Here is a 13241-nt window from a genome sequence, read left to right as displayed (position 1 = left end):
TCAGATGTCCCCCTCCAGCAGGAGGCTGGCGTACATCAGTTCGGCGCGGTGCCAGTCTTCGGGGCTGTCGATGTCCTGCACCAGGTAGCGCGGCAGCACCAGTGGCAGGGAATGCGAACCGTGCAGCACCTTGCCTTCGGCCCAGGCGGCAGCCCGACCCCAGTAGAACTGCCCGGCGTCGTGGTAGGCGCGCTCCAGGTCCTGGGAACGGGTCTGCTGGTATTCGGGATAGAGCGATTCGACGCCGCCATCGGCATTCACCCGCAGGGCGCGCTGCACCGGTGCGGCGTAGTCACTGACCGTGAAGGCGAAGTCCTTGTCCGGGCGCGATGCCAGCAGTTCGAAGCCTTCGCAGAGCTTCTCCGGCAGGACGAAGGGCGCGGTGGCGTAGAGGCAGCAGGCGTAGTCGGGGTGGTAGCCGGCGGCGGCCAGCTCGCGCAAGGCGTGCTGGATGACTTCGACCGTGCCGGTATGGTCATCGGCCAGGGAGGCCGGGCGCAGGAAGGGCACTTCGGCCCCAAGGGCCAGGGCCACCTCGGCGATCTCGCCATCATCGGTGCTCACCACCACCCGCTCGAACAGGCCACAGGTGAGGGCCGCGCGGATGGAGTAGGCGATCATCGGCTGGCCCTGGAAGGGTCGGATGTTCTTGCGCGGAATCCGCTTGCTGCCGCCGCGCGCGGGGATGATGGCGACCTTGCTCATGGGCGTTTTTCCAGAAGGAACCAGTTGATGTCGTCGGTCGGAAAATTGACGTCGCGCCGATAGACGAAGCCGTAGTCGACCAATTGCAGGTCGGGATACAGGTCGAGCATCTCGCCGGCGAAATCGCGCTTGAACAGCTTGCCGGCGTGGCCGCGGTAGCTGATCTCCACCGGCGAGGGGCTGTAGTACTCGGCGATCAGCACATGGCGGCGGCTGGCCTCATGGAGTTTGGCATAGGCCTGGGGCAGCAGCTCCGGCGACAGGTGGATGAGCACGCCACGGGTGAAGGCCAGGTCCACCTGCTGCTGCACCGGGTAGTCGAACAACGAGCCGTGCCACACCTCGGCGATACCCAGGCCCTGGGCGATCTCCCGGGCCTTGGCGTTGAGCTCGACGCCCAGCAGCGTCGCCTGGGGCAATAGCCGGTTGAGCGCGCGCAGGTTGAGGCCCCGGTTGGTGCCCAGCTCCAGCAGGCTGTCGATGCGCCCCGCCCGGCGCAGGGCCTGGGCGAAGAAGGACGTCGCGCTGGCTACGGGCACCTCGCCGTCGTTGCGCTCGACGTACTGGTCGCCGAACTCGCCCTGCCAGAATCGTTCTTGCTCGGTCAGCTCACGCACGGGTTTCTCCAGTCACTGCAGGACGCTGGCGAGAGTGCTCGCCACCTGGTCCTGCTGGTCGTCGGTCAGGTCGGGGAACAGCGGCAGGCTCAGGGCTTCGGCGTAGTAGCGCTCGGCCTCGGGGAAGTCGCCCGGGGCGAAGCCCAGCTGCTGGTAATAGGGCTGCAGGTGCACCGGGATGTAGTGCAGGTTGACGCCGATACCGGCGCCGCGCAGGGCTTCGAATATCTCACGGTGGCTACGTTGCAGGCGCTCCAGGCGCAGGCGCACCGGGTACAGGTGCCAGGCCGGCTCGGCGCCCGCCTGCAGCTGCGGCAGGCCCAGGGGCAAACCGGCCAGCCGCTCGCCATAACGGGCCACCAGTTGCCGGCGGCGGGCGACGAAGGCATCCAGGCGCTGCAACTGGGACAGGCCGAGGGCGGCCTGCAGGTCGGTCATGCGGTAGTTGAAGCCCAGTTCCAGCTGCTGGTAGTACCAGGGGCCTTCGCTGGGGCCGGTCATCGCGGCCGGGTCGCGGGTGATGCCGTGGCTGCGCAGGCGACGCAGGCGCTCGGCCAGTTGCGGGTCGTTGGTGGTGAGCAGGCCGCCCTCCGCCGTGGTGATGATCTTCACCGGGTGGAAGCTGAACACGGTGATATCGGCATGCTCGCAGCAGCCCACCGGCCGACCGCCATAGCTGGCGCCGATGGCGTGGGAGGCATCCTCGATCACGCGGAAGCCGTAGCGCCGCGCCAGCTCGCCGATGCGCGCCATGTCGCAGCTCTGCCCGGCGAAGGCCACGGGGATGACCACCTTGGGCAGGGTGCCGTCGCGCTCGGCGCGCTCCAGCCGGGCTTCCAACTGGCCGACGTCGAGGTTGAGCGTGGCCGGGTCGATGTCGACGAAGTCCACCTGCGCGCCGCAGTACAGGCCGCAGTTGGCGCTGGCAACGAAGGTGTTGGGGCTGGTCCAGAGCCGGTCGCCCGGCCCCAGGTCGAGGGCCAGGCAGGCGATGTGCAGCGCCGCAGTGGCGTTGCTCACGGCCACGCCATGACCAGCCTGGCAGCGCTGGGCGACGGCCTGTTCGAAGCGCTCGATCGCCGGCCCCTGGGTGAGCCAGTCGGAGCGCAGGGTGTCCACCACCGCGTCGATGTCCGCCTGGGAGATGTTCTGTCGACCGTAAGGGATCATGGTCAGGCCCAGGTGTCCGCCAACTGGCGCAGCTCGGGCACGCTCAGGTAGTGGGGGTTGCTGTCGGAGACGTACTCGAAGCCCTCTTCCACCGCCACGCCCTGGCCACCCAGGCCATCACGGGTGTAGTCGTATTCGGTGTTGAAGGTGATCGACGGGGCGATGACGAAGTGCCGGTCGAATTCGAAGGTGTGGGTGCTGTCATCGCGGGAGATCATCATTTCGTGCAGCTTCTCGCCGGGACGGATGCCCACCAGCTTGTGCGGCATGCCGGGCGCCAGGGCCTCGGCCATGTCGGTGATGCGCGCGGAGGGGATCTTCGGCACGAACAGCTCGCCACCGTGCATGCGCTCGAAGCTGCGCAGGACGAAGTCGACGCCCTCGTCGAGGGTGATCCAGAAGCGGGTCATGCGCGGGTCGGTGATGGGCAGCTCACGGGCGCCATCGGCGAGCAGGCAGCGGAAGAACGGCAGCACCGAGCCGCGCGAGCCGACCACGTTGCCGTAGCGCACTACGGCGAATCGGGTCTGGTGGTCACCGGTGATGTTGTTGGCGGCGACGAACAGCTTGTCGCTCAGCAGCTTGGTGGCACCGTAGAGGTTACCGGGCTGGAGGCCTTGTCGGTGGACAGCGCCACCACCTTCTGCACGCCGTTGGCCAGGGCGGCGTTGATGATGTTCTCGGCACCGCTGACGTTGGTGCGGATGCATTCGGTGGGGTTGTATTCGGCGGCCGGCACCTGCTTCAGGGCGGCGGCGTGGACCACCAGGTCGATGCCGCGCATGGCTTGCTGCAAGCGCTCGGCGTCGCGGACGTCACCCAGGAAGTAGCGCATGCAGGGGGCGTTGAACTCCTGCTGCATCTCGTACTGCTTGAGCTCATCGCGGGAGAACACCACCACCCGCTTGGGCTGGTAGTTCGCCAGCAGGGTGCGGATGAACGCGCGACCGAACGAGCCGGTGCCCCCGGAAACGAATACGGACTTGCCATCGAACATGCTGCTCTCCCCTGCCCATATCAGCCGGCCCTGCGCCGGATGAGCGCGCTGCCTTTATTGCCGACAGTTTTATGGCACTCGCTTTTGATGTCGAGACCCAAAGCAAGCATGGTGCCAACCCGTTGAAATGCAAGGCGGGTCGGCAAGGGGTCAGGCGACGGCGGGCCACCACGCGCCTGGCGCGCGGTGGCGGGGTCAGTTGAGGAAGTTGAACAGGCTCAGGCCGCTGATCTTCACGTAGCTCTGCTGTGCCGCCTGGAGGATGGTGGACTGCATGGTCAGGCGCGACAGGGCCTCGGCGTAGTCGAGGTCTTCAGGGACGATTGCGCCGACTTGTTCACCAGGCTCACGTCATCGACGAAGCCCTCGGTGGTGTCCAGTGTGTTGAGCCGTGCCCCCACCGAACCCTGCACGCCCAGCACCTTGGTGTTGACCGCGTCGAGGTTGGAAGTGGCCACCGCCACGGCGTCGCGGTCTCCGGTTGCCCTCGGGGGTGTCCGCGGAGGACTGCAGCGCCTTGCGCAGGTCCGAAACCACATTGAGCAGGCTACGCTTCTCGGCGTCCGGCTTGCGGTTGACGGAGAAGTCGTCACCGGCGACGGGAGTGCCGTCGATCTGCACCTTCACCCCCCCATAGGTGATGAAGTCGGAGGTCTGCGAGTTGGTGTCCAGGGCCCCGGTGGCCAGCTGCCCGGCGGGCGGCGTGGCGGGGTTGTAGGTGTTCCAGTCATAGCCCACCGGCAGGGTGGCCGGGTCGTAGACCACGTAGCGCTGGGAATCGAGGAAGTGGATGCCGATCGCATCGGTCGCCGCCGGCGGGTTGCTGGCGGGGAACACGGTGTCGTAGTCGGTCTTGTCGATCGCCAGGCCTGGGAAATGCTCGCGGTGCTGCCGGTGCCGGTCGCCCCCTTCGAGGTGGTCACGCGGTTGGCGTCGAACACGTTCTCGAACAGGTCCTTGCCGTTGTCGCCCAGGGCCAGGAAGGTGCTACTCGCTACCTGAACCTCGCGGCGGCCTTCGTCGCCCTGGTAGCTGTAGGTGCCATCGGCATTTCGCACGAAGGGCTGGGTGTCGGCCTGGGAGCCGGAGAACAGGTACTTGCCGCTGGCGTCCTTGCTGTTGAGCAGGCTCATCAGCTGGTCTTCACGCTGTTGCAACTCGGTGCCCAGGGAGGCCTTGTCGGTGGCGTCAAGGGCGCCGTCGCCCGCCTCCACGGCAATACTCGCGGATGCGCTGCATCACGTTGCCGACGGAAGTGAGGATGCTCTCTTCGGAGTTCAAGCTGTTCTTCGCGGCGGTGATGTTGGACTTGTACTGGCCGTTGAGCGCCTCTTCCTGGCTCAATTGCAGCAGGCGCACCGAGGCCACCGGATCGTCGGCAGGCGTAAGGATGCGCTTGCCGGTACTGATCTGTTCCTGGGTCCGGGTCACGTTCCGTAGTTCTCTGCAAGCCCGCGACCTGGTTGTTGAAAGCCTGGATAGTCGAGATTCTCATTTCACATCAGCCTTTAGTTGAAGGCGCCGATCAATGTATCGAACAACGCGCGCGCAACTTGAATGACCTGAGCGTTGGCATTGTAGTACTGCTCGAGGAACTGGATCCAGGCTCGCCGCCTCTTCGTCCAGGTTCACGCCCGAGAGCGAGTCGCGGTTTTCCTGCGCCTGCTTCAGCACCGCTTCGCCGGCATCGGCATTGACCCTCACCTGAGCGGTCAGCGAACCGACCCGCTCGACGAGCCCACTGTAGGCGTCGGTGTAGGTGGCGCCGGTGCTGCCGTTGCCGACCACCGGCTTGGTCTGTAGGCCGACCAGGGCCAGGGCGTTGCGGTTATCACCGGTGCCCTTGTTGTTGAACGCCAGGTTGAAGCTGTCGCCGCTTTGCGGCGTGCCACCCATGGTGAATTCGTAGGTGTAGCTGTTGTTGGTCGACGGGTCGGTGTAGTTCAGTCGCAGGGTGTTGGTCTGCCCCGGGGTCAGCGCGGTGGTCGAAGGCGAGACGTAGCTCAGGGTCGCGCCGGCCGGCAGGGTACCGTTGAGGGTGTTGGTGGCGGCATCGAAGGTCAGCGAAATGCCATTGGCGCCGAACAGGTCCTGCAGGTCGGTGATGTCGATGGGCGACGGCCCGCTGACCAGCCCGGGCTGGCCGATGGTGCCCGTGCCCCGGTTGTTGGTGGTCGCCTCGGCCCGCGCCGAGCCGGAGAAGGCCAGCTGGTCGGACGACTTCAGCGTGCTCTCGAAATCCGTGGCGCCGCGCCGGGTCGGCTGCAGGGTGAAACGATCGTTGGCCGCCGGCAGGGTGCTCGTCTGCACCTGGAAGCCCTGACTGTTGCCCGCCGCATCGGCGAAGCTCAGTGTGTACGGCCCGGTACCGGTCACCGAAACAGTCATCGGCGCGTTGTCGGACAGGCGCGTGGCAGTGAAGTTGGTGCCGTCGTAATCCAGTCGGTAGTCGCTGGTGCCCAGCTTGCTGGTATCGGTGATGTTCAGCGCCGCGCTGGCGGTGCCGGTGTTGTTGACGTTCGACAGCACCCGCAGCGAGGCGTCCTGGGGGTCGTTGATGTTGCCAAATAGTGGGCTGCCGGCGCGACCGGCGGAGTCCAAGCCCTGCCCCAGCTGCTTGTTGATGGTGTCGGAGATGGTGATCGCCAACTGGCCAAGGCTGTTGTACGACTGGTCCAGCGTGGTATCGCGGTAGGCCAAGAGGCCGCCCATCTCGCCGCCGGAAATCTGCGTGGTGATGGTTTGCGACACACCGCCGGTGACCAGGTCGATCTGGTAGCGCGACGGGTCGTCGACACCGGGCTTGGCGCGCAGCGTGGAGGCGGTGTTGCCCACCACCAGGGGCTGGCCGGTGCCGACGAAGAGGCTGACGCTGCCGTCGTTCTGCTCCAGGGTCTTGACCCCGATCATTTCGGAAATCTGGCGGATGGTTTCTTCGCGGGCGTCCAGCAGGTCGTTGGGCTCGGCGCCACTGGCGCGGGCCTTGGCGATGGCATCGTTGTAGTTGGCCACGTTGGCCGCCAGGGAATTGACCTGAGTGGTCAGCGCGCCGAGCTGGTCGTTGATCTGGCTGTTCTGCTTGTCCAGCTGGTCGTAGAGCGTGTTGAAAGCGTCTTCCAGCCCCTTGGCCTGGGACAGCACCGCCTCGCGTGCGGCCACCGAGGATGGGTCCTGGGAGGCGGTCTGCAGCGAGGTGAAGAAACTCTTCAACGCCGGACTAATGCCGGTGGTGGTGTTGGACAACAGGCCGTCGAGCTGTTCGATCTGGCTCTTGAAGGTCTGCAGCTCACTGTTCTGGCTGGTGGCAGTGCGCAATTGCGAGGTAAGGAATTCACTGGCCAGCCGGCGCACGTCGACCACCTGGCTGCCGGAGCCGATGTAGCCGCCGCCGGTGAACTGCGGGACGTTGGTCTGCTGCACCGCCTGCTGCCGCGAGTAGCCGGGGGTGTTCACGTTGCTGATGTTGTGTCCGGTCACCGTCAGGGACGTCTGCGAGGTACGCAGGCCCGACAGTCCGATGGATAACAGGTCAGCCATGTCTCATCCTCATGAACGCGGCACCACCGCATCGCCCGCCGCTACAGCCTGATAGGTCTGCATCTGTCGGGCGATCTGGGCGACCTTGCGCGCGTATTGCGGGTCGGTCGCGTAGCCGGCCTGCTGCAGTTCGCGGACGAATCGCTCAGGCTTGTCGGTTACTTCCAGTGCCTCTTGATATCGATCGTTCCCCTGCAGAAAGTTCACATAATCGTGGAAGCTCTGCTGATAGGAGTCGTATGCGCGGAACGATGCCGCTTCCTTGACGGCCTGGCCGTCCTTGAATTCGGTGGTCAGGGCGCGGGCCGACTGGCCGTCCCAGCCGTGGGACTTGATGCCGAACAGGTTGTGGCTGCTGCTGCCGTCCTGCTGACGGATGATCGACTTGCCCCAGCCGGTCTCCAGGGCTGCCTGGGCCACCAGGTAGCGCGGATCGACGCCGATGCTCTTCGCCGCTTCCTGGGCCATGGGCAGCATGGTGTCGATGAATTCCTGGGGCGAACGGAAGGCCGACTTGCCGGGTGCCAGCGGCGGCTGGGCGATACGCCGGCCAAGTACCGCGTCGGTGCCATCCACCCGCGTGGCGCCGCTCTCGGGCGCGCCATAGGACTTGGCCGGCACCCAGTCGGCACCCGCCAGGGCCTGGTTCTGCGCAGTGGCCGCCTGGGCCGCCGCCCCCTCCCCGGCACTGGCGGACGGCACGATGCCGGCCAGCAGGCGGTCGGTGAGCTTGCCCGGCAGGCTGATGCGGCGCATGGCCAACATCTTGGAATCATCACGGCCCTCGGCCGGTGCTTCGAGCTTGCTGCCCTTCTGCGGCCAGCTGATGCCGTTGGTCTCGGCCACCTGGGCGAAGGGGTTGGGCCCGGTGGACTTGGATGCGCCCTTGTTCTTCGACAGCTGGCGGGTGAGCACGTCGGACAGGCCGATGCCCTGCCCCTTGGAGATGGTCACGGCCAGTTGCTGGTCGTACATGTCCTGGTAGGTCTTGCTCTCGTTGCTGTTGAGGAAGTTGCCCTCGGCGAACACCTCGTTGGCCGAGCGCATGGCCTTCATCATTTCGTTGAGGAACAGCGACTCGAACTCCTGGGCGACCTTCTTGATGTTCTCGTCACTGTCCCGGCCCTTGCCCACCTTGAATTGGGCCATGCGGTTGAGGTCGGTGTAGGCGCCCGAGTCGACGGGGCTGGAGCCCCCGAGGCCGGCAGAAAACTTGGAGTCCATGGTCGCCTCCTCAGATCACGATCAGGTCGGCCTGGAGGGCGCCAGCTTGCTTCAGCGCCTCGAGGATGGCCATCAGGTCGGAAGGGGCCGCGCCCACCTGGTTCACCGCGCGGACGATCTCGTCCAGGGTGGTACCGGGGCCGAACTTGAACATCGGCTTGGCCTCCTGGTCGGCTTTGACCTTGGAGCGCGGCACCACGGCGGTCTGCCCGCCGGACAGGGCACCGGGCTGGCTGACGATCGGGTCTTCGGTGATGGTCACGGTCAGGCTGCCGTGGGTGACGGCGGCTGGCTGCACCCTGACGTTCTGGCCGATGACGATGGTGCCGGTACGCGAATTGATGATGACCTTGGCCACCGCCTGGCCGGCTTCCACCTCGAGGTTCTCCAGCACCGACATGTAGTCGACGCGCTGGCTCGGGTCCATGGGCGCGGTGACGCGGACCGAGCCGCCGTCCAGGGCCTGGGCGACGCCCGGGCCAAGCAGCTCGTTGAGCTTGTCGACGATGTTCTTGGCGGTGGTGAAGTCCGGGCGGTTGAGGTTCAGCGTCAGGTAGTTGCCCTGGTCGAAGCCGCTGGGTACCGGGCGCTCGACCGTGGCACCGGCGGGAATGCGGCCGGACGACGGAACGTTGACGGTGATCTTCGAGCCGTCGCTGCCCTCGGCATCGAAGCCGCCCACCACCAGGTTGCCTTGGGCGATGGCGTAGACGTTGCCGTCGATGCCTTTCATCGGCGCCATCAGCAGGCTGCCGCCGCGCAGGCTCTTGGCGTTGCCGATGGAGGAGATGGTGACGTCGATGGCCTGGCCCGGCTTGGCGAAGGGCGGCAGGTCGGCGTGGATGGACACCGCCGCGACGTTCTTCAGCTGCACGTTGCCGGAGCCGGCCGGCACCTTGATGCCGAACTGCGCCAGCATGTTGTTGAAGGTCTGCAGGGTGAAGGGCGTCTGGGTGGTCTGGTCGCCGGTACCGTTGAGGCCCACCACTAGGCCGTAGCCGATCAACTGGTTGTTACGCACGCCCTGAATGCTCGCTAGGTCCTTCAGGCGTTCGGCATGAACGGCCGTGGCGGCGAGCAACAGGCAAAGGGCAGCGGTCAGTCGTTTCATCTTCGCAATCACCTGCTCAGAATGGCCACAGGGGGCTCATGAAGAAGCGGTCGAACCATCCTGGCTGGCTGGCATCGGCGAAGGCGCCGGTGCCGGAATAGGTGATACGCGCATCGGCGATGCGGTTGGAGGAGACGCTGTTGTCGGTGCCGATGTCATCGGCGCGGACCAGGCCGGCGATGCGCACCAGCTCGTCGCCGGTATTGAGGGTCATCCATTTCTCGCCCCGCACGGCGAGGATGCCATTGGGCAGCACTTCGGAGACGGTGACGGTGATGGAGCCGCTGAGGCTGTTGCTCTGCCCCGCCTGGGAGTTGCCGCTGGTGTCGCGCGTGCCGCTGTAGCCGACGTCCATGGACAGGTTCTCCGCCTTGAGCGGGTTGAGGCCGGTGCTGGGGTTGTCGACCCGCACGCCGCCGCCGAACAACGAGGTCAGCCCGAGGTTGGCGGTGCTGTCCTTCTTGATCTGCGAGGTGGCGTTCTTGCTGGCCTGGGTGCGCTCGTTGAGGGTGATGGTGATGATGTCACCCACACGATACGCCTTGCGGTCGTCGTAGAGGTTGGTTTCGAAGCCGGCCTGATAAATGGAGCCGTTGTTCTGCGCGGCGGGCATGGGCGTGCGCGGCAGGACAGGGGCGTAGTAGGGATCGTTCGGTTTGGCGGCCGGCGCGACGCACCCGGTGAGCAGGTGGGCGGCGAGCAGCGAGACAGGAAGGATCAGCCGGTTCATGACAACTTACCTCGGGGGTATTACAGGTTCTGCGAGAGGAAACCAAGCATGGAGTCGGCCGTGGAGATGACCTTGGAGTTCATCTCGTAGGCGCGCTGGGTGGTGATCATATTCACCAGCTCCTCGACCACGCTGACGTTGGAGTTTTCCAGGGTGTTCTGCAGCACGTTGCCCAGGCCGGTCAGGCCCGGGGTACCGACTTGCGGAGCGCCGCTGGAAGCGGTCTCCAGGAACAGGTTGTTGCCGATGGCCTGCAGGCCGCCGTAGTTGACGAAGTCGGCGGTCTGGATGTTGCCGATCACCTGGGGCGTGGGGTTGCCGAAGGTGGTCACCGAGGCGGTGCCGTCCTCGCCCACGGTGAAGGTCTGCACTTCGGCCGGCAGCACGATGGCCGGCTCCAGGGCATAGCCCTGGGAGGTGACGACCTGGCCGTCGGAGTTCAGGTGGAAGCTGCCGTCACGGGTATAGGCGACGGTGCCATCCGGCATCAGGATCTGGAAGAAGCCGCGGCCGTTCACCGCCAGGTCCAGCGGCTGCTCGGTGGTCTGCAGGCTGCCCTGGGTGAAGATCTTCTGGGTGCCGGCGATGCGCACACCGGTACCCAGCTGCAGGCCGGTGGGCAGTTCGCTGTCCTGGCTGCTCTGGGCGCCGGGTTGACGGCGGATCTGGTACAGCAGGTCCTCGAACTCGGCGCGATCACGCTTGAAGCCCGTGGTCGACACGTTCGCCAGGTTGTTGGAAATGGTGGTCAGGTTCATGTCCTGAGCCGCGAGGCCCGTCTTGCTGACCCAGAGTGCCGGAAGCATCTTCGTTCTCCTCGGGCGCCGGTTTCATGGCGCCGCGTACTGGTAATTAGCTGAGTTGCATGACCCGTGCCATCGCCGAAGCATCGTCTTCGGCGGTGCGCATCATCTTCACGTGCAGTTCGAACTGGCGGGACAGCGAGAGGATCGCGGTCATCTCTTCCACGGCATTGACGTTGCTGCCCTCGAGGAAGCCGGAGGTGACCTGGACGTTGCCGTCCACGCCGGCCGGCTGGCCGCTCTTCAGGCGGATCAGGCCGTCGGTGCCCTTCTCCAATTGCTTGGGATCGGGGTTGACCAGCTTGATGCGGTCGACCTCGGCCATCACGTTGGGGGCCTCGCCCAGGGCACGGATGCTGATGGTGCCGTCGGCGCCGATCTCCACCTTCTGCTCCGGGGGAATGGCGATGGGGCCGGCATTGCCGATCACCGGCAAGCCGTTGCCGGTGCGCAGCTGGCCGAGGGCATCTACCTGCAGGCTGGCGGTACGCACATAGGCTTCGCTGCCGTTGGCGGACTGCACGGCGATCCAGCCCTGGCCACCGATGGCGATGTCCATGTCACGACCGGTCTCCTGCATGGGGCCGGGGGTGAAGTCGGTGCCGGGGCGCTCGCTCATGGCGTAGACCCGCGCCGGGAAGGTTTCGCCGAACACGGGCATCGAGCGCGCCTGTTCGTAGTCGCGACGAAAGCCGGTGGTGGAAATGTTCGCCAGGTTGTTGGCGTGGGCACGCTGGGCCAGGGTGTTCTGGCTGGCGCCTGTCATGGAGACGTACAGCATCTTGTCCATGGGGTTCTCCGAGTGGGCTTTTGACGCCCGCTGACTCTTTGCAGGCTATTCAGCAATTGCTGTGCCATAACTCGAAAAACAACCACAAGACACTGATTACAAAGGAAAAACAGAAAATAAAAAGGCCCGAGCAAAGGGCCTTCGAATGCCGTGGCGGCGAGGGGCTGCCGCCAGCGGCAAGGTCTTTGCCGCCCGATGAGCCGGGCGGCAAACACCACTCAACGCAGGTTGATGATGGTCTGGGTGACCGCGTTCTCGGTCTCGATGGTCTTGGCGTTGGCCTGGTAGTTGCGCTGCGCCACGATCAGGTCGACCAGCTCGGTGGAGATGTCCACGTTGGACGCCTCCAGGGCACCGGACTGCAGCGCGCCCAGGGTGCCGGAACGCGGGGTGCCGATCACCGGCTCGCCGGACTCCGACGATTGCACCCAGGAGGTCTTGCCCACCGGGGTGAGGCCCTGGACGTTAGCGAAGTTGGCCAGCACCACCTGGCCCTGGATCTTCGACTGGCCGTTGGTGTAGCGGGCGAAGATGTTGCCCTCGTCGTCGATCTCCAGGCCCGACAGCTGGCCGGTGGTGTAGCCGTCCTGGGCGACCTTGGTCACCGCGAAGGCGTTGGAGAACTGGGTCGAGCCGCGGATATCGAAGCTGATGGTCGGCGCGGCAGCAGCACCGTTGGCGCTCCATACCGGCGGCGTGGCGCCATTGGACTGCGCCGGCACCCAGCCGGTGATGCCCAGGGTGCCGTCGGCATTGACCGCAAAGCCACCGGTGTTGGTGAAGGTGCTGGTGTCGAGCTGGCCGGAGGTGGTGAAGCCCACGGTGGTGCTCATCGGCGCGGCGCTGGCCGGGTTGGTCGGGCTACGGCCGTCGATCAGCACGTTCATGGTCCAGGTGTTGACCGGGGTGGCCGCCTTGACGAAGTACTGGGTCATGACGTGGGCGTTGCCCTGGGCGTCATAGATGTTCACCGAGGTCGACGAGTTGTAGGTGGTCGGGTCGGCCGGGTCGAACGGCGTCTTGGTGGGCACCGTGTTGGTGGAGTTCAGGTTGAACGGCTGGGTAATGGTGGTGGTGGCCTTGGGCTGCTGGTTGTTGGTCTGGATCACCAGATCGCCCACTACGCCGCTTTGCAGCGCACCGTTGGCATCCACCGAGTAGCCCTGCAGGCGATAGCCGTTGTTGTCGACGATATTGCCGTTCTTGTCGGTGCCGAAGTAGCCGGCACGGGTGTAGCTGATGGCGCCGTTGTTGCTGGTGATGAAGAAGCCGTTGCCGTTCACCGCCAGGTCCAGGGCGTTCTCGGTGTAGTCGATGGTGCCCTGGTTGTAGAGCTGGGCGACGTTGCCCAGCAGCACGCCGCTGCCGATGGTCTTGCTACCGGAGCCGAGCACGGACGCCGAGTACAGGTCCTGGAATTCGCCACGGGACTGCTTGAAGCCCACGGTGCCGGCGTTGGCGATGTTGTTGCCAGTGATATTGAGGTCACTGGAGGCGGCGCGGATGCCGCTGAGTCCGATATTGAAAGACATGGGATGCTCCTGTAACGCCGGCGCC

At 65.6% G+C, this 13241-nt stretch carries 9 protein-coding genes and 3 pseudogenes; all 12 read right to left on the bottom strand.

The features are described from left to right. The 12 genes and pseudogenes from pseF to flgE all read right to left on the bottom strand — a co-directional run bounded on the left by pseF (window position 1) and on the right by flgE (window position 13216). Entirely contained in the window at window positions 1–705 is a 705-nt protein-coding gene (gene pseF / locus ACXI0U_RS07650) for a pseudaminic acid cytidylyltransferase (protein WP_043245568.1), read from the bottom strand. Continuing rightward, the gene (locus ACXI0U_RS07645; RefSeq protein ID WP_021220615.1) at window positions 702–1322 is read right to left on the bottom strand and encodes a pseudaminic acid biosynthesis-associated methylase; all 621 of its coding nucleotides are present in this window, start codon (window positions 1320–1322) and stop codon (window positions 702–704) included. The genes pseF and ACXI0U_RS07645 overlap by 4 nt, the downstream gene beginning before the upstream one ends. A gap of 12 nt (window positions 1323–1334) precedes the next feature. After that, entirely contained in the window at window positions 1335–2492 is a 1158-nt protein-coding gene (gene pseC, locus ACXI0U_RS07640; protein WP_184488949.1) for a UDP-4-amino-4,6-dideoxy-N-acetyl-beta-L-altrosamine transaminase, read from the bottom strand. 2 nt (window positions 2493–2494) lie between these two features. After that, window positions 2495–3489: pseudogene (pseB, locus tag ACXI0U_RS07635) on the bottom strand (UDP-N-acetylglucosamine 4,6-dehydratase (inverting)). Window positions 3490–3684: 195 nt separating this feature from the next. Beyond that, window positions 3685–4984 (bottom strand): annotated as a pseudogene (gene flgL / locus ACXI0U_RS07630) (flagellar hook-associated protein FlgL). 13 nt (window positions 4985–4997) lie between these two features. Next, window positions 4998–7026 (bottom strand): annotated as a pseudogene (gene flgK / locus ACXI0U_RS07625) (flagellar hook-associated protein FlgK). A gap of 9 nt (window positions 7027–7035) precedes the next feature. Continuing rightward, window positions 7036–8250 (bottom strand): flagellar assembly peptidoglycan hydrolase FlgJ, encoded by a 1215-nt coding sequence (flgJ, locus tag ACXI0U_RS07620; RefSeq protein ID WP_021220620.1) that lies wholly within the window; start codon window positions 8248–8250, stop codon window positions 7036–7038. A 10-nt stretch (window positions 8251–8260) separates the two neighbouring features. Beyond that, a complete protein-coding gene (locus tag ACXI0U_RS07615) occupies window positions 8261–9370 on the bottom strand; it encodes a flagellar basal body P-ring protein FlgI (protein ID WP_371877142.1) in 1110 nt (369 codons plus the stop codon). Window positions 9371–9377: 7 nt separating this feature from the next. Continuing rightward, a complete protein-coding gene (flgH, locus tag ACXI0U_RS07610) occupies window positions 9378–10091 on the bottom strand; it encodes a flagellar basal body L-ring protein FlgH (protein ID WP_021220622.1) in 714 nt (237 codons plus the stop codon). A 20-nt stretch (window positions 10092–10111) separates the two neighbouring features. Then, entirely contained in the window at window positions 10112–10897 is a 786-nt protein-coding gene (gene flgG, locus ACXI0U_RS07605) for a flagellar basal-body rod protein FlgG (RefSeq protein ID WP_021220623.1), read from the bottom strand. Window positions 10898–10943: 46 nt separating this feature from the next. Then, entirely contained in the window at window positions 10944–11684 is a 741-nt protein-coding gene (locus tag ACXI0U_RS07600; protein WP_021220624.1) for a flagellar basal body rod protein FlgF, read from the bottom strand. A 218-nt stretch (window positions 11685–11902) separates the two neighbouring features. Further along, window positions 11903–13216 (bottom strand): flagellar hook protein FlgE, encoded by a 1314-nt coding sequence (gene flgE / locus ACXI0U_RS07595; protein ID WP_043245564.1) that lies wholly within the window; start codon window positions 13214–13216, stop codon window positions 11903–11905. Window positions 13217–13241 lie beyond the last annotated feature (25 nt).

This window comes from Pseudomonas sp. C9D1, from assembly GCF_056491235.1.
This window is presented reverse-complemented; position numbering and strand designations above follow the sequence as displayed.

Bases quoted from the DNA above. Each gene is read 5' to 3' on its own strand.
- flgE (WP_043245564.1), bottom strand. From the start codon at position 13,216: ATGTCTTTCAATATCGGACTCAGCGGCATCCGCGCCGCCTCCAGTGAC.
- flgG (WP_021220623.1), bottom strand. From the start codon at position 10,897: ATGCTTCCGGCACTCTGGGTCAGCAAGACGGGCCTCGCGGCTCAGGAC.
- pseF (WP_043245568.1), bottom strand. From the start codon at position 705: ATGAGCAAGGTCGCCATCATCCCCGCGCGCGGCGGCAGCAAGCGGATT.
- flgH (WP_021220622.1), bottom strand. From the start codon at position 10,091: ATGAACCGGCTGATCCTTCCTGTCTCGCTGCTCGCCGCCCACCTGCTC.
- flgJ (WP_021220620.1), bottom strand. From the start codon at position 8,250: ATGGACTCCAAGTTTTCTGCCGGCCTCGGGGGCTCCAGCCCCGTCGAC.
- pseC (WP_184488949.1), bottom strand. From the start codon at position 2,492: ATGATCCCTTACGGTCGACAGAACATCTCCCAGGCGGACATCGACGCG.
- ACXI0U_RS07600 (WP_021220624.1), bottom strand. From the start codon at position 11,684: ATGGACAAGATGCTGTACGTCTCCATGACAGGCGCCAGCCAGAACACC.